This is a genomic window from Agromyces sp. H17E-10 (genome assembly GCF_022919715.1).
In the GTDB taxonomy this organism is placed as follows: Bacteria; Actinomycetota; Actinomycetes; order Actinomycetales; family Microbacteriaceae; genus Agromyces.
In genome coordinates this window covers 88165-109873 of sequence record NZ_CP095042.1, presented here as the reverse complement: position 1 = coordinate 109873, position 21709 = coordinate 88165, and the positions used below count along the sequence as shown (strand labels likewise).

The following is a 21709-nucleotide window of genomic DNA, read 5'->3' as shown; positions in this document are numbered from 1 at the left end:
CTCGCGGGGCGCTTCGTCGTCTCAGCCGCGCTCCACGAGCCGGGTGAAGGCCGCGAGCTCGGGACCGAGGCCGAGGTCGACGACGTGCACCTCGCCCGAGAGATCGGCCCCCGGCTCGATCAGCAAGCCGGCCTTGGCCGCACCGAACGTGACCGTGACGGTCGCGGGCAGCACGGTCGGATCGGGCACGCTGCCGTCGTCGGGATGCACGCCGCTCGGCAGGTCGGCGGCCACCACCACGGGGCCCGCGTCGTCCGCGAGCGTCGGCAGGATCGCCGCCACGAGTTCGCGGGCACGGCCACGGAGCGACGGGTCGGAACTCGTGCCGGTCCCCAGGATGCCGTCGATGATCAGGGATGCCTCGGCGGCACGTGCGGCGACGGTCGGTGCATCCGCGTCATCGAGCACGTGCACGCCCGCCGCGACGGCCGCTGCCCGTGCCTCGGCGTGCAGGCGCGAACCGGTCGGAACGATCTCGACCCGGATGCCGGTCGCTGCGAGGTCGGCGGCCGCGTGGGCGGCGTCGCCGCCGTTGTCGCCCGACCCTGCGAGCACGAGCACGAGGGGCGCGCCGTCGCCATCACGGGGGAGCCGCTCCCGGACGACGTCCGCGAGCGCCGCGGCCGCCAGCAGCATGAGCGGCTCGCCGCGTGCGAGGTGCGGCTGCTCCGCAGCGCGGACCTGCGCGGCGCTGTAACCGGCGACCATCAGCCGAGCCGCGGATCGAGCAGGTTCCGCCGGTCGGGGTGGCGGTCGAACCACTCGCCGACGTACCAGCAGCTCGGCACGATGTGCCGGTCGGAGGTCGCCTCGACGTCGTCGACCGCGAACGCGACGACCTCGGCGGCGAGGCCCGAGCCGCGGTACGACGGATTGGTGAAGGTCCTGGTGAAGGCGACCGCTTCGCCGAGCACGCGGTAGTCGAGCACGCTCGCGATCGTGCCGTCCACGCGGAGCACGTAGCGGCGGGCGTCGGGTTCGTGGGTGAGTTCCTTGTGCACGAGGCACAGGCTACGCCCGTGCGGCGTCGTCGGCGCCGCACGCGCCCGAGCGCGCCGGAGCCGTGCTCGGGCTCAGCGGCCGCGGAGCCGGTCGAGGTCCCGCCGCTCCCGCTTCGTCGGGCGGCCGGCACCGCGATCGCGCACGATCGTGGCGGGAAGCTCGGCGCGCGGCGGAGGCGGCGGGGTGCGATCCTCGGCAGCCTCGGCCGCGAGCGGGGCCGACACCCGCTTCGAGATCGTGCGCCGCACGATCAGCTGCCGGTCGAAACCGGCGATCCGCACGCGCACCTCGTCGCCGGGGCGAACGGGCTGCGCCGCCTTCGCGCGTTCGCCGTTGACGCGCACATGTCCGGCGCGGCATGCGGCGGTGGCCGCCGAGCGCGTCTTGTACTGGCGCACGGCCCACAACCAGGCGTCGATGCGCACCGGTCGGTCGTCGTCCATCGCCCAAGACTACGACGCCGGGCGGACGTCTCGCGGGCATGCGTCATGCTGGAGGGGTGACGAGTTCGAGCGGCGACGCATGGGTCGAGGGTCCCGGTGGGGTGCGGTACTGGGGTCGCTACGGCGCCGCGGGCCTGCTCGCGATCAGCCCCGAGGCCGAGGTGCTCCTCCAGCACCGCGCCGAATGGAGTCATTTCGGCGGCACGTGGGGCATCCCCGGTGGTGCGCTGCACGCCGACGAGGCCGCCGTGGATGCCGCGATCCGCGAAGCGGGGGAGGAGGCGGGCGTCCCTCCCGAAGCGCTCTCAGTCCGGTTCACGAGCGTGCTCGACCTCGGCTTCTGGTCGTACACGACCGTCGTGGCCGACGCGCTCGTGCGCTTCGAACCCGTCGTGAGCGATCCCGAGAGCATCGAACTGCGCTGGGTCCCCGTCGGCGAGGTCGGCCGGCATCCGCTGCACCCGCGGTTCGCCGAGGCGTGGCCGGCCCTCGCCGCGCGGCTCTGAGACGAGGCATCCGCCCGCCCGATAGGATCGGGGCGTGGCTGGGGAGCGGGCGGGGGCCGTCGGTTCGGAGATCTGGACGATCCCGAACATCCTGAGCATGCTCAGGCTGGCACTCGTGCCGGTGTTCCTCGTCTACCTCGTCATCGGCGACTACGTCGTCGCCCTCGTCGTCCTCGTGGTCGCGAGCCTCACCGACCTCGCCGACGGATACCTCGCGCGACGGCTCGACCAGGTCACCCGGCTCGGGCAGCTCCTCGACCCCGCCGCCGACCGCCTCTACATCTTCGCCGCACTCATCGGACTCGCGGCCCAGCAGCTCGTGCCGTGGTGGATCGTCGTCGTCATCGTCGCCCGTGACGTCTTCCTGCTCGTGCTCGGCGTCGTGCTCGCGAACCACGGGTTCGGCCCGCTGCCCGTGCACCAACTCGGCAAGGTCGCGACGTTCGCACTGTTCTTCGGCCTGCCGGTGATCATGCTCGGTGCGGCATTCCCGGCGGTCGCCGCCGTGAGCGAGCCCGTCGGCTGGGCGATCACGCTGTGGGGTGCATTCCTCTATTGGTGGGCCGGTGCGATCTACGCGATCGAGACGGCACGTGCCATCCGCATTCCGCGGGTGGCGGGCGACTCGCGATCCGATACGCTGGAAGAGGGAGGTTAGCCGTGGCGGATTCCGACAACACACAGGCCGACGGGGCAGGTGAGGCCGGCTTCGAGCAGGCGCACACCTCGTCGAACCCGGTGTCAGACAGCTCCGTCGATTCGACGATGGGCTTCAGCCGCGAGGCGGCGGCCCAGCTCGGTGCGATCGACTCCGACATCTCCGCAGAGGAGCAGGAGGCGATCGCGGCCCTGCCGTCCGGCTCGGCGCTGCTCGTCGTTCGGCGCGGACCCAACACCGGTGCGCGGTTCCTGCTCGACACCGACGTCACGGTCGTCGGCCGTCACCCCGACGCCGACATCTTCCTCGACGACGTCACGGTGTCGCGCAAGCATGCCGAGTTCGTCCGGCACCGCACCGCGTTCGAGGTGCGCGACCTGAGCTCGCTGAACGGCACCTACTTCGACGGCGTCCGCATCGAGACCGCGCTGCTGTCCGACGGTGCCGAGGTGCAGATCGGCAAGTTCCGGCTCACCTTCTACGCCTCCCGACGCGACCTGGCTCCGGTGGCGAGCGAGTAGTGGTCGGCACGGCGGCGTCGGCGCGCACGAGCGAGCAGGCGCCACTGCTCGGCATCGGCCAGGTGCTGGCGAAGCTGCAACCCGAGTTCCCCGAACTCACTCCGTCGAAGCTGCGCTTCCTCGAGGAGCAGGGGCTCGTGGCACCTGCACGCACGGCTGCCGGGTACCGCAAGTTCTCGGCGGCCGATGTCGAGCGCATCACGCTCGTCCTCTCGATGCAGCGCGATCACTACCTGCCGCTCAAGGTCATCCGGGCGCATCTCGAGGCGATCGACGCGGGCGAGACCTCGGCGTTGCCGGCCGCGACGAGCGCCGCCGGCTTCCTCACGGCGAAGCGGATGACGCGGGCCGAGCTCGTGCGTGCGGCCGGAGCGAACGCCGTGCTCGTCGACGATGCGGTCTCCGCGTCCCTGCTGCCGGCGGCCGAGCACTACGGCGAGGACTCGCTGGGCGTCCTCCGCGCGCTCGTCGCCCTGCGAGCCGTCGGGATCGAGCCGCGACACCTTCGCGGCGTCCGTGCCGCGGCCGAACGCGAGGCCGCGCTGGTCGACCGGGCGATCGCGCCGTCGCGACGCACCGACGCCGCCGGAAAGGCACGCACCGCCGAGCAGGCGAGGGAGCTCGCCGGGGCGCTCGAAACGGTGCACTCGAGCATCCTGCGCTCGACGCTCGAACGCCTGTCGAGATGATCGCGCGACACGCCGTGACGATCGGCCCGATATGTTTGGCGCGGGCCGTCCGCCTCGGTAGCGTGGAACTCGCGTCGCCGGGGTGGCGGAGCAGAAGTGAGGGGCGAATCGATGAGTGAGACCATGCGCTCGCGTTACGACCTCGGCCTGCTGTTCACCGACGGGATGCCGGAGTACGAAGACGGCACCGGGTACCGCGGCGCGATCGCGGCACGTGCCGCCGGCATCAGCTATCGCCAGCTCGACTACTGGGCCCGCACGCAGCTCGTCGAACCGACGGTGCGAGGCGCGGCCGGCTCCGGTTCGCAGCGCCTCTACGGCTTCCGCGACATCCTCGTGTTGAAGCTCGTGAAGCGCCTGCTCGACACCGGCATCTCACTGCAGCAGATCCGCGCGGCCGTCACCCAGCTGCGCGAGGCAGGCGTCGAGGACCTGGCCCAGACCACGCTCATGAGCGACGGTGCGAGCGTCTACCTCTGCACCTCCGACGACGAGGTCATCGACCTCGTCAATCGCGGCCAGGGTGTGTTCGGCATCGCGGTCGGCAAGGTGCTCCGCGAGGTCGAGTCGACGCTCGTCGAGCTCGACACGCACCCCGCCGACCCGATGGACGAGCTCGCCGCTCGCCGCGGAGCGAAGTCCCGCAAGGTCTCCTGACGTCATACGACGTCACACTCGCGGGGCGCTGCGGGGCTCAGATCGCGTGCGACTCGACCGCGAGCTGACCGTCGGCGTCGTCGATGATGCGAGCGGTGCGCAGCACCCGGTCGAGCAGCTGGTCGAAGTTCGCCGACATCTCCTCGGCGCTCTCGCCCGGCCACATGTGGAGCGGCTTCGCAGCCCCCTGCGCCTGCTGCAGCGACGTGCGCTCGGGCAGCTGCGGGCTGAGCACGAGCGGACCGAACATGTCGCGCAGTTCTTTGATGCGGAACTGGTGCTCGAGCGACTGCACGCGCGCCCGGTTCACGATGATGCCGAGCGGCTGCAGGCGAGGGGAGAGGCCTCGCCGGATCTCCTCGATCGCGCGCAGCGCGCGGTCGGCCGCGGCGACCGAGAACAGGCCGGGCTCGGTGACCACGGCGACGCGGTCGCTCGCCGCCCATGCCGTGCGGGTCAGCGCGTTGAGCGAGGGTGCGCAGTCGATGAGCACGAGCTCGTAGTCGGACTCGACGTTGGCCAGCGCCTCCTCGAGCTTCCAGATGTCGCGGATCGAGGGGTGCGGGCCGTCGAAGTTGATGGCCGACGGACTGCCGATCATGACGTCGATGGTCGACTGCGGATTCTGCCGGGCCCAGCCGCTCGGTGCGATCGCCGAGCGGACGATCTTCTCCTTCGGCGACGCGAGCACGTCGGCGACGTTCAGGTGGCCGGCGACCTGGATGTCCATGCCGGTCGAGACGTCGGACTGCGGGTCGAGGTCGACGACGAGCGTACGGACGCCGCGGGCGAAGGCCGCCGACGCCAGTCCGAGCGTGACAGTGGTCTTGCCGACGCCGCCTTTCAGGGAGCTGACGGAGAGAACGTGCACGAACAGATACGTTACCTTTAGTGCTCGGGCGATACCTAAACGTTCGCTGTGCGGATTCCGTTCGGAAAGGCTTGCATGTTCACGAAGATCCTGGTTGCCAATCGCGGTGAGATCGCCATCCGTGCGTTCCGTGCCGCCGTCGAACTCGGTGCGAAGACGGTCGCGGTGTATCCGTTCGAAGACCGCAACTCGCTGCACCGGCTGAAGGCCGACGAGGCGTACCAGATCGGCGAGCCGGGTCATCCGGTCCGCGCCTACCTCGACGTCTCGGAGATCATCCGCGTCGCCAAGGAGTCGGGGGCCGACGCGATCTACCCGGGCTACGGCTTCCTCTCCGAGAACCCCGAACTCGCGCAGGCCGCGGCCGAGGCGGGCATCGCCTTCATCGGCCCGCCGAAGCACGTGCTCGAGATGGCGGGCAACAAGGTCACCGCGAAGGAGCACGCGATCGCCGCGGGCGTCCCCGTGCTGAAGTCGACCCCGCCCTCGCGCGACATCGAGGCGCTCGTCGCGCAGGCCGACGAGATCGGTTTCCCCATCTTCGCCAAGGCCGTCGCCGGCGGCGGCGGGCGCGGCATGCGCCGCGTCGACGCGAAGGACGACCTGCGCGCGGCCCTCGAAGAGGCGATGCGCGAGGCCGACAGCGCGTTCGGCGACCCCACGATGTTCCTCGAGCAGGCGGTGCTCCGGCCGCGGCACATCGAGGTGCAGGTGCTGGCCGACGCCACCGGCGAGACCGTGCATCTCTTCGAGCGCGACTGCTCGGTGCAGCGGCGCCACCAGAAGGTCATCGAGATCGCGCCCGCCCCGAACCTCTCGGACGACGTCCGTCGGTCGCTCTATCGCGACGCGATCGCGTTCGCGCGATCGATCGGCTACGTGAACGCCGGCACCGTCGAGTTCCTGCTCGACACGGCGGGGGAGCGGGCCGGCGAGCACGTCTTCATCGAGATGAACCCGCGCATCCAGGTCGAGCACACCGTGACCGAGGAGGTCACCGACGTCGACCTCGTCGTCTCCCAGATGCGCATCGCCGCCGGCGAGACGCTCGCCGAGCTCGGGCTCGAGCAGGACTCGATCCGCCTCCGCGGCGCCGCCCTGCAGTGCCGCATCACGACCGAGGACCCCACGGCCGGTTTCCGCCCCGACACCGGCAAGATCACGACCTACCGCTCGCCGGGCGGCGCCGGCATCCGTCTCGACGGCGGCACCATCAACCCCGGCGCGCAGATCAGCCCGCACTTCGACTCGATGCTCGCGAAGCTCACCTGCCGAGGTCGCGACTACACCGCCGCCGTCGCCCGGGCGAAGCGGGCGCTCGCGGAGTTCCGCATCCGCGGCGTCTCCACGAACATCCCCTTCCTCCAGGCCGTGCTCGAGGACCCGGCGTTCGTGGCCGGCGACCTCAGCACCTCGTTCATCGACGAGCGCCCGCAGCTGCTGCGCGGCCGCGTCTCGAAGGACCGCGGCACCAAGATCCTGAACTGGCTCGCCGACGTGACCGTCAACCAGCCGAACGGCGCCGCGCCGATCGGTATCAGCCCGGTCGAGAAGCTGCCGACCATCGACCTGACCGCGCCCGCGCCCGACGGCTCGCGCCAGCGGCTGCTCGAGCTCGGCCCGACCGGCTTCGCCGCGGCGCTGCGCGCCCAGACGCCGCTCGCCGTCACCGAGACGACCTTCCGTGACGCCCACCAGTCGCTGCTCGCGACCCGAGTGCGCACGAAGGACCTGGTCGCGGTGGCACCGTACGTGGCGCGCCTGACGCCCGAGCTCCTCTCGGTCGAGGCATGGGGCGGTGCGACGTACGACGTCGCCCTCCGCTTCCTCGGCGAGGACCCGTGGGACCGGCTCGCCGCCCTCCGCGAGGCGCTGCCGAACATCAACATCCAGATGCTCCTCCGCGGCCGCAACACGGTCGGCTACACGCCGTACCCGACCGAGGTCACCGACGCCTTCGTGCGCGAGGCCGCGGCCACCGGCGTCGACATCTTCCGCATCTTCGACGCGCTCAACGACGTCTCGCAGATGCGGCCGGCGATCGACGCGGTCCTCGAGACGGGTCACAGCGTCGCCGAGGTCGCGCTCTGCTACACGGGCGACCTGCTCGACCCGGCCGAAGACCTGTACACGCTCGACTACTACCTGCGTCTCGCCGACGAGATCGTCGGGGCGGGCGCGCACGTGCTCGCGATCAAGGACATGGCGGGCCTGCTCCGGCCCGCGGCGGCCGCGAAGCTCGTCGGTGCGCTCCGAGAGCGGTTCGACGTGCCGGTGCACCTGCACACGCACGACACCGCGGGCGGCCAGCTCGCGACGCTCATGGCCGCGAGTGCGGCCGGGGTCGACGCCGTCGACGTGGCGAGCGCGCCGATGGCGGGCACCACGAGCCAGCCGTCGGCATCATCGCTCGTCGCCGCGCTCGCCCACACCGAACGCGACACCGGCCTCTCGCTCGACGCCGTCAGCGACCTCGAGCCGTACTGGGAGGCGGTGCGCCGCCTGTACCACCCGTTCGAGTCGGGCCTGCCCGGCCCCACCGGGCGCGTGTACCACCACGAGATCCCGGGCGGGCAGCTGTCGAACCTGCGCCAGCAGGCGATCGCGCTCGGCCTCGCCGACGACTTCGAGCTCATCGAGGACATGTACGCCGCGGCCGACGAGATCCTCGGCCGTGTGCCGAAGGTGACCCCGTCGTCGAAGGTCGTCGGCGACCTCGCGCTCCACCTCGCGGCCGTCAAGGCCGACCCGGCCGACTTCGCGGCGAACCCCGAGAAGTACGACGTGCCCGACTCCGTCATCGGCTTCATGGCGGGCGAGCTCGGCGACCTGCCGGGCGGCTGGCCCGAGCCGTTCCGCACGAAGGTGCTCGCGGGCCGCGACGTACGAACGGGTGTCGCCGAGCTGACGCCCGACCAGCTCGCCGCGCTCGAGGCCGACAGCGCGACGCGACGCTCGACGCTCAACGCGCTGCTGTTCCCGGCGCCGACCCGGCAGTTCGAGCAGATCCGCGAGCTGTTCGGCGACCTCTCGGTCGTCGACACGGTCGACTACCTCTACGGCCTGCGCCCCGGCGCCGAACACGTCGTCGAGATCGCGAAGGGCGTCCGGCTCTACGCGGGGCTCGAGGCGATCGGCGAAGCCGACGACAAGGGCATGCGCACGGTCATGACGATCCTCAACGGGCAGCTTCGCCCGGTGTTCGTGCGTGACCGCAGCATCACGGTCGAGACGAGAACGGCCGAGAAGGCGGATGCCTCGCAGCCGGGTCAGATCGCGGCGCCCTTCTCGGGCGTGGTGACGCTCCAGGTCGAAGCCGGCACCGAGATCGAGGCCGGTCAGAGCGTCGCATCGATCGAGGCCATGAAGATGGAGGCCGCCATCACGTCGCCCGTCTCGGGCGTCGTCGAGCGCGTCGCCGTGCCCAAGACCCAGCAGGTGGAGGCCGGTGATCTGCTCGTCGTCGTGCGCGCACGCTAGGCTTGGCGTGGAACGGCGCTGATGAGGAGGGGTATCGGTGGCTGACGAGACGCATGATACGGGGCCGGTGAGCCGGCGCGGCGTCGGTGTTCGCACCGGCCCGGTCGACCGCATCCCGGTGACCGGGACGACCGGCGCGCATGCCGCACGCCCCGATCTCGACCTGCGGGTCGACCTGCCGCCGGCACCGGTGCACGAGGTCCCCGAAGACGAGGTCGCGGTGGCGATCGACGAGGTGTCGGTCAACCCGGGATCGCTCGCGGCGACCGACACCGGAACGCGGTCGGTGCCGATCCTCGCGACGGGGTTGCCCTCGGGCAGTCGTCCGCCGGTCCACCGTGAGGCGTCGCCGTACAGTGCCCTGCTCGCCGCCGATGCGACGAAGCGCGCCCGCGAGGTCGATCTCGACCGTCCGGTCGCGGCCGCCGACGTCGCCCCGAGCGAGGGTCATGACCCGGCCGAGCCCGCCGAACTGCCCGAGACGCCCGACTCGCTGACGCCCGACCGCCTGATCGACGTCAATCGCACGACCCGTCCGGCGCCCGAGGGCGGCCTCAACCGCTTCCTGTACGAGGCGTCCCTGCATCTCGTGAACCTCGGCGACTCGGCCAAGGTGCGCGCGCACAAGGCGATGAACCAGCGCATCCAGAAGCGCTTCGAGGGCGGCGCCCGGTTCGTGCCCGTGCTCACCCGCAAGGGCGGCGTCGGCAAGACGACGATCACGGCGCTGCTCGGCATGGCGCTGGCCGACGCGCGCGACGACCGCATCATCGCGATCGACGCGAACCCCGACCGCGGCACGCTCGCCGAACGCGTCGACCGGCAGACGCGCGAGACGGTGCGAGACGTCGTCGCGAAGGCGTCGTCGATCGGCGGGTACACCGACTTCTCACGTTTCGTCTCACGCGACGAGACCCGGCTCGACATCCTCGCCTCCGACACCGATCCCACGCTGTCCGAGGCGTTCGACGACAACGACTACAACGTGGTGGCGGGGCTCGCGGCCCGCTACTACTCGATCGTGCTCACCGACTGCGGCACGGGCATCGTGCACTCGGTGATGCGCGCGACGCTTCAGCGGGCCGACTCGATCGTGATCGTCTCGGGCGGCAGCGTCGACGAGGCGCGGCTCGCCTCCGAGACGCTCACGTGGCTCGAGGCGAACGGCTACGGCGAGCTCGTGCGCAATGCGATCGTCGCGATCAACCTCGCCACCCAGGGCACGCACCTCGTCAAGGTCGACGAGATCGAGGCCCACTTCCAGTCGCGCGTGCGTGAGATCGTGCGCATCCCGTACGACCCCCAGCTCGCGGCCGGCTCGGTCGTGAACTGGCACCAACTGCGCCCCGTCACCCGCGACGCGGCTCGCGAACTCGCCGCCCTCGTGGTGGAAGGCCTGCCCGCCGACCGCGGGCACTGATCGGAGAACATTGCCAGAGCGTCCCATCCGCCTGTTCGGCGACCCCGTCCTCAAGACCGTCTCAGCTCCCGTCGAACAGGTCGACGAGCGTGTGCGCGCGCTCGTCGCCGACCTCGTCGACAGTGTGAAGCTGCCCGGCCGCGCGGGCGTCGCAGCCTCGCAGATCGGCGTCAACCTGCGCGCGTTCAGCTACAACGTCGACGGCGAGGTGGGCTACGTCATCAACCCCGAGATCATCGAGGTTTCTGGCGAGAAGGAGCTCGTCGACGAGGGCTGCCTCTCCGTTCCCGGGCTCTGGCACAAGACGCCCCGCCATCCGTACGCGAAAGTGCGCGGCATCGACCTCGACGGCAACGAGCTCGTGCTGGAGGGCACGGGACTCATGGCCCAGGCGCTGCAGCACGAGACCGACCACCTCGACGGACTGCTGTATCTCGACCGTCTCGAGAAGGACGAGCGTCGGGCCGCGATGAAGGAGATCCGCGAGTCCGACTGGTTCTGACGCATCGGTCTCGAGCGCGGCGGGTCGCAGCATCCCGATGCCGCCGCCCGAGCGAGCCGCTCGGGAGACGTGCGGCCCGAGGACGACGAAGCGCCCCGTGGATGCTCCGCGGGGCGCTTCGTCGTGGATCGATGTCGGTCAGCTGACGATCGAGTGGCCCTCCGTCGCCGGTGCGCCCGAGTACATCGACTCGATGAGCGGCGAGAAGTCCTCGAGGATGATGTTGCGCTTGATGCTGAGCTTCGGCGTGAGGTGGCCGCTCTCCTCCGTCAGCTCGGACGTGAGGATCGTGAACTTGCGGATCGACTCGGCGCGGGACACGTTCTCGTTCGCGGCGTCGATCGCGCGCTGCACCTCGGCGAGCACGGCCGGGTTCGTCGAAGCCTCCTCGAGCGACATGCCCGCGTCCTCGCCGTTGTTGTTGAGCCAGACCGGCAGCATCTCGGGGTCGAGGGTGACGAGAGCCGCGATGAAGGGCTTCTTGTCGCCGACGACGACGACCTGGCCGACGAGCGGGTTCGCGCGGATCGGGTCCTCGAGCGCGGCGGGGGCGACGTTCTTGCCACCGGCCGTGACGATGATCTCCTTCTTGCGCCCCGTGATCGTGAGGAAGCCGTCGCTGTCGAACGCGCCGATGTCGCCCGTCTTGAACCAGTCGCCGTCGAAGGCCTCGGCCGTGGCCTCGGGGTTCTTCCAGTACTCCTTGAAGACGTCGACGCCCTTGACCTGGATCTCCCCGTCGTCGGCGAGGCGCACCGAGACGCCCGGCAGCGCGGGGCCGACGGTACCGATCTTCGACTTCGTGGGCAGGTTGACCGTCGCCGGCGCGGTGGTCTCGGTGAGGCCGTAGCCCTCGAGGATCGCGATGCCGAGCGCGTGGTAGAAGTGACCGAGGCGCGGGCCGAGCGGCGCGGAGCCCGAGACGGCGTACTTGACGTTGCCGCCCATCGCCTGGCGCAGCTTCGAGAACACGAGCGCGTCGAACACCTTGAACTTGAGCTTCAGGCCGAACGGCACCGAGCCCTGCTCCTTCGCCGTCGAGTAGGCCACGGCCGTCTCCGCGGCGGCGCGGAAGATCTTGCCCTTGCCGCCCGCTTCGGCCTTCTGCTCGGAGACGTTGTAGACCTTCTCGAACACGCGCGGCACGGCGAGGAGGAAGGTCGGCTTGAAGCTGCCGAGCGAGGGGAGCAGCTGGCGGGTGTCGGGCTGGTGGCCGACGCGGACACCGGCGTGCACGCACAGCACCGCGATGAAGCGGGCGAACACGTGCGCGAGCGTGATGAAGAGCAGCGTCGAGGCGCCGTTCGGGTCGAGAACGACCTCGTCGAGCGCCACGGCGGCGTTGCGCGAGAGCTCGACGAAGTTCGAGTGGGTGAGCACGCAGCCCTTGGGCTTGCCGGTCGAGCCCGACGTGTAGATGAGCGTCGCGATGTCGTCGCCGTTCGCGAGCTTGCGGCGGCGCTCGATCTCGTCGTCGGGGACTTCGGTGCCGCCGGCGGCGATCTTGTCGAGGTCGCCGAGGTCGATCTGCCAGCTCTTGCGGATGAGCGGCAGGTCGGGGTGCACCTCGTCGAATCGGGCGAAGTGGTCGGGCGTCTCGAGGATGACGGCGATGGCGCCCGAGTCGCTGAGGTTCCACCGCACCTGGGCGGGCGAGCTCGTCTCGTACACGGGAACGAGCACGGCGCCCGCGAACCACGCGGCGAAGTCGATGAGCGTCCACTCGTAGCGGGTCTTGCACATGAGGCCGATCTTGTCGCCGGGCTCGATGCCCGCCGCGACGAAGCCCTTGGCGAGGGCGATCACCTGGTCGTAGAACTCGCGCGTCGTCACCGGGCTCCAGCCGCCGTCGGCGGTGGGCCGGGAGAACAGCACCGAATCGGGCGTCGCCGCGAGGCGGTCGACGAGCAGGTCGGTGGTGTTCGCCGTGGGGTCCGGGGCGACCACGGCGGGCGTGGAGAATTCGATCACGGTAGCTCCTTCGGTACCGAGTGGATCGCGCCCGGCTCGGGTACCTGCGCGACCTCGGCTTTGGGGTCTACTACACTCTAGTCGTTGCGCGCACGGCCCCCGTTCGGGCGCGACTCAGCCCCGTCCCCCTCTGAAAGGCGGCGTCAGCGTGCACGCGATCGGAATCGACATCGGCGGAACGAAGATCGCCGGCGCAGTCGTCGACGAACTCGGTGCGATCGTGCGGAGCGACCGCGTGCCGACGCCGGCCGGCGACGCCGCGGCGCTCGAGCGCGCGGTGGTCGACATGATCGCCGGTCTCCGCGCAGCCGACGAGATCGAGGCGGTCGGCGTCGCCGCTGCCGGCTTCGTGGATGCCGCCCAGTCGACCCTGTACTACGCACCCAACATCGACTGGCGCAACGAGCCCCTGCGCGAGAAGCTCGAGGCGCAGGTCGGCGGCACCGTCGTCATCGACAACGACGCGAACGCAGCCGGCTGGGCCGAGTTCCGCTTCGGCGCGGGCCGTCTCGTGAGCGACATGGTCATGCTGACGATCGGCACCGGCGTCGGCGGCGCCATCGTCGCGAACGACCGGCTCTTCCGCGGCGGTTTCGGCGCGGGTGCCGAGCTCGGTCACCTCCGCGTCGTGCCCGACGGCCTCGCGTGCGGTTGCGGACAGCGCGGTTGCATCGAGCAGTACGGCTCGGGCAGAGCCCTGCTGCGGATGGCGGGGGAGATCGCCGACGCCGGCGGCATCGGCCAGGCCCTCGCCCGCGCGCGCGGCGAGCACGGTGCGCTCGACGGCGGCATCGTGGGCGGACTCATCGAGCAGGGCGACCCGGGCGCGGTCGCGGCGCTCCGCCAGCTCGGCCACTGGCTGGGCGCGGCGGCGGCGAGCCTGTCGGCGGTGCTCGACCCGCAGCGCTTCGTCTTCGGCGGCGGCGTCGCCGTCGCCGGCGAGCTCCTGCTCGAGCCGATCCGCGAGTCCTATCTCGAGTACCTGCCGGCGCGCGGCTACCACCCCGAGCCCGACTTCGTGATCGCCGAGCTCGTCAACGACGCCGGCGTCGTCGGCGCCGCCGACCTCGCCCGCGTGTGGGTCGCAGAACACTCCTGAGTCACCCGGCGTTAAGCTGAGTCGATGTTCACCGGGAAGGGAGCCGCACGGTGTTCTACTGGATCATGAAGAACCTCGTGATCGGGCCGATCCTGCTCTCGATCTTCCGGCCGTGGGTCGTCGGGCTCGAGAACGTGCCCAAAGAGGGTGCCGTCGTGCTCGCCTCGAACCACCTCTCGTTCATCGACTCGATCTTCCTGCCGCTCGTCGTCGACCGTCCCGTCGTGTTCCTCGCCAAGAGCGAGTACTTCACGGGCAGGGGGCTCAAGGGCTGGGCGACGCGGGTGTTCTTCCAGGCCGCCGGGCAGTTGCCGATCGACCGGTCGGGCGGCAAGGCGTCCGAGGCATCCCTCAACACCGGGCTCCGCGTACTGGCCGACGGCAGCATCCTCGGCATCTACCCCGAGGGCACGCGCAGCCCCGACGGCAAGCTCTATCGCGGCCGCACGGGCGTCGCGCGGATGGTGCTCGAGTCCGGCGTCCCCGTCATCCCGGTCGCGATGATCGGCACCGAGCACGTCATGCCGATCGGCACGAGGCTGCCGCGCGTGCGCCGCATCGGCATCATCGTGGGCGAGCCGATCGACTTCTCGCGATTCGAGGGTCTCGAGGGCGACCGGTTCGTGTTGCGGAGTGTGACGGACGAGCTCGTCTACGCGTTGCGCGGCCTCAGCGGGCAGGAGTACGTCGACGTCTACGCGTCGAGCGTGAAGGAGCAACGGGCCTCGCAATCGCGGTAGGCTCGGGACTGCGGCGGCGCAACTGCGTCGCCGTTCCGTTTCCCGGCGCCGAGGCGCCCGCACCCCTCCAGGACAGTCCAGTGGTACAGCTCGTCGAGCCCATCGTCAACGCAGATCCCTCCGTGATCGCGGGCCTCGACTATTGGCGCGACCTGCCGATCAAGCAGCAGCCCACCTGGCCCGACCCCGACGCGGCCCGCGTTGCGTCGGCGGAGCTCGCGACCCTGCCGCCGCTCGTCTTCGCCGGCGAGGTCGACACCATGCGCGACCGCCTCGCGGCCGCGTCGCGCGGCGAGGCGTTCCTGCTGCAGGGCGGCGACTGCGCCGAGACCTTCGCCGGTGCCACCGCCGATCAGATCCGCAACCGCGTCAAGACCGTTCTGCAGATGGCCGTCGTGCTCACGTACGGCGCGTCGATGCCGGTCGTGAAGATGGGCCGCATGGCGGGTCAGTTCGCGAAGCCCCGGTCGAGCGACACCGAGACCCGGGGCGACGTCACCCTTCCGGCCTACCGCGGCGACATCGTGAACGGCTACGACTTCACGCCGGCGTCGCGCGAGGCCGACCCCAACCGCCTGATCCGCGGCTACCACACGGCCGCGTCGACGCTGAACCTGATCCGCGCGTTCACGCAGGGAGGGTTCGCCGACCTGCGACAGGTGCACTCGTGGAACCAGGGCTTCGCGAAGAACCCCGCGAACTCGCGCTACGAGCAGATGGCGCGCGAGATCGACCGCGCGGTCAAGTTCATGGACGCCTGCGGCGCCGACTTCGAGGCGCTCAAGCACACCGAGTTCTACACGGGCCACGAGGGCCTGCTCATGGACTACGAGCGCCCCATGACCCGCATCGACTCGCGAACGGGCACGCCCTACGTGACGAGCGGCCACTTCATCTGGATCGGTGAGCGCACCCGCGACCTCGACGGCGCCCACGTCGACTTCCTCTCGCGCGTACGCAACCCGATCGGTGTGAAGCTCGGCCCGACGACGACGCCCGAGACGATGCTCGAGCTCGTCGAGAAGCTCGACCCGAACCGGGAGCCCGGCAGGCTCACGTTCATCACGCGCATGGGTGCCGGCAAGATCCGCGACGCGCTGCCGCCGCTGCTCGAGGCCATCAAGGCGAGTGACGCGAACCCGCTGTGGGTCACCGACCCGATGCACGGCAACGGCATCACGACGCCGACCGGCTACAAGACCCGTCGCTTCGACGACGTCGTCGACGAGGTGAAGGGGTTCTTCGAGGCGCACCGTGCAGTGGGCACCCACCCGGGTGGCATCCACGTCGAGCTCACGGGCGACGACGTCACCGAGTGCCTCGGCGGCTCCGAGCAGATCGACGAGGCGACCCTCGCGACGCGCTACGAGTCGCTGTGCGACCCGCGCCTCAATCACATGCAGTCGCTCGAGCTCGCCTTCCTCGTGGCCGAGGAGCTCGCGGCGCGCTGAGCAGCCCACAGCCGAACGGCGCACGTCCCCGAGGGGCGTGCGCCGTCCGCATGTTCGAGACGGGCGATCGGATGCTGCCGCGCACGCACGCCCCGGGCGCGGGTGCGGACCTCAGAAGCCCTGGAAGTTGACCGTGACGGTCGAGCCGCGCTTAGCGGTCTGGCCCGCCTCGGGCGTCACCTTCGAGACGACGAACGTGTCGGGCGCGATGTCGACGAACAGGTTGTAGTCGAGCGCGAATCCGGCGTCGGTGAGGAGCTGCTTCGCCTCGGTCCAGTTCTTGCCGACGACGTCGGGAACCGCGACGAGGTCCTGGCCCTTCGAGACGGTGAGCTCGACGACCGAGCCCGGTCGCATGGGGTCGTCCATCCAGTCGGCGGTGATCACGATGCCCTTCGGCACGGTGTCGGAGAACACCGGATCCTTGACCTTCACCTCGAGATGCGCGGCTTCGAGCTTCGCCTGGGCCTCGTCGGCCGGCGTGCCCTCGACGGGCGGCACAGGGCCGACCGACACGACGAGGGTGACCGTGCCGCGCTCGGGGTAGGGCGAGGAGAGCGGTCGTCCCTCGCCGTCGAGCGCGGCGATGACCGAGCCCGAGTCGACATCGGCCGAGAACTGCTGCACGGGGTCGCCGACGGTGAACGCGGCGAGCAGGTCGTTCGCCTCGGCCTCGGGCTTGCCGACGACCTCGGGAACGTCCAGCATCTGCGGGCCCTCGGACACGTAGAGCGTGACCGTCGATCCGCGCCGGGCGCTCTGGCCGCCGGCCGGATCGGTGCCCGCGACCTGGCCCTTCGGGATCTCGGGATCGGTACGCGTCGCCGGGTCGACGACGAATCCCGCCTCCTCGAGCACGGTGGCGGCCTCGTCGGGCGACATGCTCGCCGAGACGGGAGGCACCTCTGCGTATGCACCGGGGCCGGCGCCGAAGTACCAGCCGGTGCCGCCGGCGAGGCCCGCGAGCACGAGCACGAGCGCGAGGATCCAGTAGCCGCGGCGCTTGCGGCGGGAGGCGGCGGCGGTGAGCGCTGCGGTGTCGTCGTCGTCGAGTGCCTCGGCGGAGGGACTCTGCGGCGCAACGGTCGCGACCGGCGTACCGCCGAGCACGCTCGTCTCGGCGGTGGCGACGCCCGCCGCGCCCATGCCCGCCGGCAGGACCATCGTCGCCTGCGTCGTGATCGGCAGGTGCGAGGCGCGCAGCTCGGGCTCGGCAGCGCGAAGGCGGTCGAGCAGTTCGCGAGCGTCGCGCGGGCGTTCCTCGGGGTCGCGTCGGGTGGCCCAGAGCACGAGCTCGTCGAGCGAGGCCGGCACGGCGGGGTTGCGCAGGCTCGGTGCGGGCACCTCGTCGTTCGCGTGCTGGTAGGCGATCTGCATCGGGGCCTCGCCGACGTACGGCTGCTCGCCCGTGAGCATCTCGTACATCATGATGCCGACCGCGTAGATGTCGCTGCGGGCGTCGGCCACGCCTCGCGTGACGAGTTCGGGGGAGAGGTAGGCGATCGTGCCGAGCAGTGCCTGCCCCGTCGCGGTGTTCGCACTGGCCGCGCGTGCGAGCCCGAAGTCGCCGAGCTTGATGCGGCCGTCGTCGGCGAGCAGCACGTTCTCGGGCTTGAGGTCGCGGTGCACGATGCCGGCCTTGTGGGCGGCCGCGAGGCCCGAGAGCACAGCGTCCATGATGTCGACGGTCTGCTCGGGGGTGAGCTTCTTGTAGTCCTTCAGCAGTTCGCGCAGGGTGATGCCCGGCAGGTACTCCATGACGAGGTACGCCATGTCGGCGTCCTGCCCCTGGTCGAACACGTTGACCACGTTCGGGTGGGCGAGCCGGGCGGCCGACCGCGCCTCTTGCACGAACCGCGTCTTGAAGGTGTTGTCGTCGGCGAGGTGGCCGTGCATGATCTTGATCGCGACGCGGCGTTCGAGACGCAGGTCGGTCGCGAGGTACACGGTGGCCATGCCGCCGCGGGCGATCCGCGAGCGCACCTGGTACCGGCCGTCGATGAGACGGTCGATCATCGGGTCCGCGGGCGCTGTGCTCACCGTTCGAGTCTACGAAAGGGCATATGCCATGACTCGAACAAACGCCGCCGACGCGCCGATCGCAATGCCATCGTGACCCTCGAGGCGGGGACGGCGATGCGGCGGCTCAGCCGAGCTCGTCGAGCCACGTGCGCGCCTGCGCCTCCCATTTGGCGTAGTGGTCGGGGTGGGCGCTGTGCTGCACGGCCTGCGCCGCCTTCGCGAGCGGCATCGATTCCCATCCGGGAATGTCGAGGAGACCGGGGGCCCGTCCGACGTTCGGTCCGTCGGGTCCGCCGTAGAACGCCGTGGCAGCACGGCGGGCGTCGAGCACCTGCTCCGACGTGCCCCAGCCCTGGCTCGGCCGTTGCTGGAACAGGCCCTGGGAGTCGCGGTCGCCGTGCCGGACGTTCCTCAGGCCGGACTCCTGCGCGGCGGTGGCGAGGGCGAAGACGATCGCCCGGTCGGGCACGCCGAGCTCGCGGCCGATGTCGACGATGAGCTGCGCGTTCGCGCGCATCTCGTCGGTGAGCACGACGCTCACCGAGGCGACCGGGACGGCCGCGACGGCTCGTGGGATCACGAGCCGCTGCCCGACGCGGATGGTCGCGCGGTCGTCGAGCCGGTTCGCCGCGACGAGCGCGTCGAGGTCGACCTTCGCGCGCGCGGCGATGTCCCACGCCGTGTCGCCCGCGACGACGATGTGGACGTCGCCGCCCTGCGCAGTGCCGGACGGATCGGGCGCGGGTTCGGCCGGCGTTCGGGGTGCGGGCGCCGGTGCGGGGGCTGCGGCCCCGGGCGGCAGGACGATCTGCTCGCCGGGGAAGATGAGCGACTGCCGGCCGAGCCCGTTCACCCGCAGCAGCTCGTCGAGGCCGACCCCGTAGTGCGCTGCGATCCCGCTCATGGTGTCGCCGGCGACGACGGTGTGCTTCGCGATCGCATCGCGAGGCGCCGGCGCGGTCGTCGCGGGTGCCCGCCCGCCGGGCAGTGCGAGCCGCTGGCCGGGGAAGATGAGGCTCGACCAGCCGAGACCGTTGCTCGCGAGCACCTCGGCCGTCGAGAGACCGTAGCGTTCGGCGATGCCGCTGACCGTGTCGCCCGCGGCGACCACGATCTCGCGCGGCACGTCGGTCGCGGCGACCGACGCCGCGCGCGCGGCGCCGGATGCGGGCGCCTTCGTCTTCGGCGATCGCTTGACGGGCTGCGGGGCGGCTTCGGCGGGCTGGACGATGCCGAGCGTCACCGCCACCGTGCTGGCCACGGCGAGGGGCAGGGCGAGCAGCCCGCGGATGCCACGGGGCCGACCTCGGTCGACCGATCGGCCGTCGCGCCCGCCGGCGTCGTCGACGTCGTACGCCATGGTTCCCCCTTCGCCGGCATGGTGCACCGGCTCCCGTCACGGTCGCACAGCGTCAGGTGCGAGTCAACGACCGCCACCGCGCGTCCGGCGAGTCGGTCGGGCGGCGGCTTCCGCGTTCGCCGCCGGTCGTGGCAGTCTTGAGTCGTGACCGATGCCGCCGACACCACCTGGCTGACCGTTCCCGAACTCGTCGACCTCCTCGGGCAGAGCCCGTCGCGGATCCGACGCCTCATCGACGACCGTCATCTGCTCGCCGCCCGTCGCGACGGGGTGCTGAAGGTGCCGTCGGTGTTCCTGCGCGACGACGCCCCGCTGCCCGAGATCCACGGCACCGCGGTGCTGCTCTCCGACGTCGGGTTCAGCGACGCCGAGGCGCTCGACTGGTTGCTCGCCGAGGAGGACAGCCTCGGCACGACGCCGATCGACGCGCTGCGCGCGGGTCGGAAGGCCGAGGTGCGCCGGGTCGCCCAGGCGCTGCTCTGAGGCGGATCAGCTCGTTCGACGGGTGACGGTGCGCACGAGCGCGCCGAGCTCGGTTCGCGCCGCGGTGCTGAGCGGCGCGGCCTCGAGCACCTCGAGAGCGCGCGCCGCGCGCGCCGCGATCATGGACTCGATCTCGTCGACGGCGCCGCATTCGGCGATCGTCCGCTGCAGCATCCGGATCTGGTCGGCCGAGAGGTCGGGGTCGCCGAGGAGCTCGTCGAGGAGGCGCCGCTGCCCGGCCGCGAGTCGCTCGCGTGCGATCGCGATGAGCATCGTGCGCTTGCCCTCGCGAAGGTCGTCGCCGCTCGGCTTGCCGGTGACCTCGGGGTCGCCGTAGACGCCCAGCAGGTCGTCGCGCAGCTGATAGGCGATGCCGAGCGGAAGGCCGAACTCGCGCAGCGCCGCGAGCTGCGCCTCGTCGGCACCGGCGATGGCGCCGCCGATGACGAGCGGGGCCTCGATGCTGTACTTCGCCGACTTGAAGACGATGACGCGTTCGGCGCGGAGCCGCTGCTCGTCGTCGGGCTGCACGACCCACGCCCGCTCTTCGAGGATGTCGAGGTACTGGCCCGCGGTCACCTCGGTGCGCATGCGCATGAACTCGACGCGCGCCGCGCGCGCCGCGCTGCGGTCGACGAGGAGGTCGAGCCCCTCGTCGAGGAGTTCGTCGCTCCAGCCGAGGAGCAGGTCGCCGAGCAGGACTGCGGCGTCGACCCCGAAGTCGGCGGCGTCGCCGGCCCAGCCGGACTCCGCGTGCAGCGCCTCGAACAGGCGATGCGCCGACGGCGCACCGCGGCGCGTGTCGGACTTGTCGATGATGTCGTCGTGCACGAGGGCGGCGGCGTGGAACAGCTCGAGCGCGGCCGCCGCCGACACGACCGGGTCCAGGTCGACGTCGTCGCCGGCGTCGATGGGGTCGAACCCTCGCCCGTGCACCGCCTCCCAGCCCCAGTAGCAGAAGAGTGCCCGGAAGCGCTTGCCACCGCTGAGAAAGCGCCGTGAGAAGCCGTCGAGCGGGTCGAGGTCGGGACTGATCGAACGGAGAATTGAGGTACGTTCGGCGAGGAAGTCCTCGATGCGTTCGTGAACAAGATCGACCAGTCGGGAACTGTGAGCCACCCGCCTAGCCTACCGAGGCGAGGCGGGGCTAGAATGGACTCGGATGCGTCGATCCCGAGCCTGAGGGGAAAGAGATGCCGCTTTCAGAGCAGGAGCAACGTCTTCTCGAGGAGATGGAGCGGAACCTCTACCGCAACGATGCCGACTTCGTGCAAGCGGTCGGCGGGGTACGAGGCCGACGGCCGAACTACCGGGCGATCGTGCTCGGCGTCCTCCTCGCCGTCGCCGGCGTGGGGGCGCTCATCGGCGGTGTCGCATCCCAGATCCTGATCATCGGGATCCTCGGGTTCGTGCTCATGTTCGCCGGCGTGCTGGTGGCGTTCACGCCCGGCAAGCGGGGCGCCGCGGCGCCGGCGCCGAGCGAGTCGCCCTCGAGCAGTTCGAAGCCGCGCTCGGGCGCCGGGTTCATGGACCGCATGAACGACCGCTGGGACCGCCGCCAGGAGGGCCGCGACTAGTCCCTCCACTTCCGACCACCTGAACGGGCCGATCGTCTGATCGGCCCGTTTTTTCGTGCGCGCGAACCCGCCATCGCCTTCCGAGCGGGGAGTCGGCCGTGGCATCCCGGCCGCGACGCGCCCATCTTGCACCTGGATGCGTGCATTTCCTCCACTCCGCTCCACCCACTGTTTTCCTTGCAATCACTGGGATCTCCCACTTCATGTGCACGAAATTCGAGCGAACTTCGTTGATCAGTGGATGAAGGTGGAGTAAA

Annotated in this window: 21 protein-coding genes; 13 read left to right on the top strand and 8 right to left on the bottom strand. The window is 70.9% G+C overall.

The window, feature by feature from the left end:
• Positions 1 to 21 precede the first annotated feature (21 nt).
• The 3 genes from MUN74_RS00510 to MUN74_RS00500 all read right to left on the bottom strand — a co-directional run bounded on the left by MUN74_RS00510 (position 22) and on the right by MUN74_RS00500 (position 1445).
• The gene (locus tag MUN74_RS00510; protein WP_244854392.1) at positions 22 to 708 is read right to left on the bottom strand and encodes an NAD(P)H-hydrate epimerase; all 687 of its coding nucleotides are present in this window, start codon (positions 706 to 708) and stop codon (positions 22 to 24) included.
• Positions 708 to 1001 (bottom strand): GNAT family N-acetyltransferase, encoded by a 294-nt coding sequence (locus MUN74_RS00505; protein ID WP_244854390.1) that lies wholly within the window; start codon positions 999 to 1001, stop codon positions 708 to 710. Before MUN74_RS00505 ends, MUN74_RS00510 begins: the two co-directional genes overlap by 1 nt.
• Positions 1002 to 1073: 72 nt before the next feature.
• Positions 1074 to 1445 carry an RNA-binding S4 domain-containing protein gene (locus MUN74_RS00500; RefSeq protein WP_244854388.1) on the bottom strand — a complete coding sequence of 124 codons (372 nt, stop codon included), beginning with the start codon at positions 1443 to 1445 and terminating at the stop codon, positions 1074 to 1076.
• A gap of 38 nt (positions 1446 to 1483) precedes the next feature.
• On the opposite strand from MUN74_RS00500, the gene MUN74_RS00495 reads away from it, so the two are divergent.
• The 5 genes from MUN74_RS00495 to MUN74_RS00475 all read left to right on the top strand — a co-directional run bounded on the left by MUN74_RS00495 (position 1484) and on the right by MUN74_RS00475 (position 4476).
• Entirely contained in the window at positions 1484 to 1951 is a 468-nt protein-coding gene (locus MUN74_RS00495) for an NUDIX domain-containing protein (RefSeq protein ID WP_370647321.1), read from the top strand.
• Positions 1952 to 1985: 34 nt separating this feature from the next.
• Positions 1986 to 2609: a CDP-alcohol phosphatidyltransferase family protein gene (locus MUN74_RS00490; protein ID WP_244854385.1), complete on the top strand. Its 624-nt coding sequence runs from the start codon at positions 1986 to 1988 to the stop codon at positions 2607 to 2609.
• A gap of 107 nt (positions 2610 to 2716) precedes the next feature.
• Positions 2717 to 3130, top strand: coding sequence for an FHA domain-containing protein (locus MUN74_RS00485; protein WP_244856512.1), 414 nt, complete (start codon positions 2717 to 2719; stop codon positions 3128 to 3130).
• Complete coding sequence (gene ftsR, locus MUN74_RS00480) at positions 3130 to 3819, top strand: transcriptional regulator FtsR (protein WP_244854383.1); 690 nt, start codon at positions 3130 to 3132, stop codon at positions 3817 to 3819. The genes MUN74_RS00485 and ftsR overlap by 1 nt, the downstream gene beginning before the upstream one ends.
• Before the next feature lie 111 nt (positions 3820 to 3930).
• Positions 3931 to 4476, top strand: a complete 546-nt coding sequence (locus MUN74_RS00475) for a MerR family transcriptional regulator (protein ID WP_305038261.1) — start codon at positions 3931 to 3933, stop codon at positions 4474 to 4476.
• Between the two features lie 37 nt (positions 4477 to 4513).
• On the opposite strand, the gene MUN74_RS00470 is transcribed toward MUN74_RS00475, so the two are convergent.
• Entirely contained in the window at positions 4514 to 5347 is an 834-nt protein-coding gene (locus MUN74_RS00470) for a ParA family protein (RefSeq protein ID WP_244854382.1), read from the bottom strand.
• A 75-nt stretch (positions 5348 to 5422) separates the two neighbouring features.
• Between MUN74_RS00470 and MUN74_RS00465 the strand changes: the two genes are divergently transcribed.
• Genes MUN74_RS00465 through def form a run of 3 tightly spaced genes read left to right on the top strand, consistent with a single transcriptional unit; the run spans position 5423 to position 10749 of the window.
• Entirely contained in the window at positions 5423 to 8827 is a 3405-nt protein-coding gene (locus MUN74_RS00465) for a pyruvate carboxylase (protein WP_244854380.1), read from the top strand.
• A 37-nt stretch (positions 8828 to 8864) separates the two neighbouring features.
• Positions 8865 to 10247 (top strand): MinD/ParA family ATP-binding protein, encoded by a 1383-nt coding sequence (locus MUN74_RS00460; RefSeq protein ID WP_370647320.1) that lies wholly within the window; start codon positions 8865 to 8867, stop codon positions 10245 to 10247.
• A 10-nt stretch (positions 10248 to 10257) separates the two neighbouring features.
• Positions 10258 to 10749 carry a peptide deformylase gene (gene def / locus MUN74_RS00455; protein ID WP_244854378.1) on the top strand — a complete coding sequence of 164 codons (492 nt, stop codon included), beginning with the start codon at positions 10258 to 10260 and terminating at the stop codon, positions 10747 to 10749.
• A gap of 138 nt (positions 10750 to 10887) precedes the next feature.
• Here def and MUN74_RS00450 read toward each other — a convergent pair whose 3' ends face one another.
• A complete protein-coding gene (locus tag MUN74_RS00450) occupies positions 10888 to 12720 on the bottom strand; it encodes an AMP-dependent synthetase/ligase (protein WP_244854376.1) in 1833 nt (610 codons plus the stop codon).
• 148 nt (positions 12721 to 12868) lie between these two features.
• Between MUN74_RS00450 and MUN74_RS00445 the strand changes: the two genes are divergently transcribed.
• From MUN74_RS00445 to MUN74_RS00435, 3 genes are all read left to right on the top strand, one after another.
• Positions 12869 to 13819 (top strand): ROK family glucokinase, encoded by a 951-nt coding sequence (locus MUN74_RS00445; protein WP_244854374.1) that lies wholly within the window; start codon positions 12869 to 12871, stop codon positions 13817 to 13819.
• Positions 13820 to 13869: 50 nt separating this feature from the next.
• Complete coding sequence (locus MUN74_RS00440; protein WP_244854372.1) at positions 13870 to 14559, top strand: lysophospholipid acyltransferase family protein; 690 nt, start codon at positions 13870 to 13872, stop codon at positions 14557 to 14559.
• Positions 14560 to 14639: 80 nt separating this feature from the next.
• Positions 14640 to 16010: a class II 3-deoxy-7-phosphoheptulonate synthase gene (locus MUN74_RS00435; RefSeq protein WP_370647319.1), complete on the top strand. Its 1371-nt coding sequence runs from the start codon at positions 14640 to 14642 to the stop codon at positions 16008 to 16010.
• A gap of 111 nt (positions 16011 to 16121) precedes the next feature.
• Here MUN74_RS00435 and pknB read toward each other — a convergent pair whose 3' ends face one another.
• On the bottom strand, positions 16122 to 18050 hold the full coding sequence (pknB, locus tag MUN74_RS00430) for a Stk1 family PASTA domain-containing Ser/Thr kinase (RefSeq protein WP_244854370.1): 1929 nt from the start codon (positions 18048 to 18050) through the stop codon (positions 16122 to 16124).
• A 106-nt stretch (positions 18051 to 18156) separates the two neighbouring features.
• Positions 18157 to 19392, bottom strand: a complete 1236-nt coding sequence (locus MUN74_RS00425) for a muramidase family protein (RefSeq protein ID WP_244854368.1) — start codon at positions 19390 to 19392, stop codon at positions 18157 to 18159.
• A gap of 144 nt (positions 19393 to 19536) precedes the next feature.
• Between MUN74_RS00425 and MUN74_RS00420 the strand changes: the two genes are divergently transcribed.
• Entirely contained in the window at positions 19537 to 19875 is a 339-nt protein-coding gene (locus MUN74_RS00420; RefSeq protein ID WP_244854366.1) for an Rv2175c family DNA-binding protein, read from the top strand.
• A 6-nt stretch (positions 19876 to 19881) separates the two neighbouring features.
• Here the strand turns inward: MUN74_RS00420 and MUN74_RS00415 are convergent, their stop codons facing one another.
• Complete coding sequence (locus MUN74_RS00415) at positions 19882 to 20994, bottom strand: polyprenyl synthetase family protein (RefSeq protein WP_244854364.1); 1113 nt, start codon at positions 20992 to 20994, stop codon at positions 19882 to 19884.
• A 74-nt stretch (positions 20995 to 21068) separates the two neighbouring features.
• Between MUN74_RS00415 and MUN74_RS00410 the strand changes: the two genes are divergently transcribed.
• Entirely contained in the window at positions 21069 to 21452 is a 384-nt protein-coding gene (locus MUN74_RS00410; protein WP_244854362.1) for a DUF3040 domain-containing protein, read from the top strand.
• Positions 21453 to 21709 lie beyond the last annotated feature (257 nt).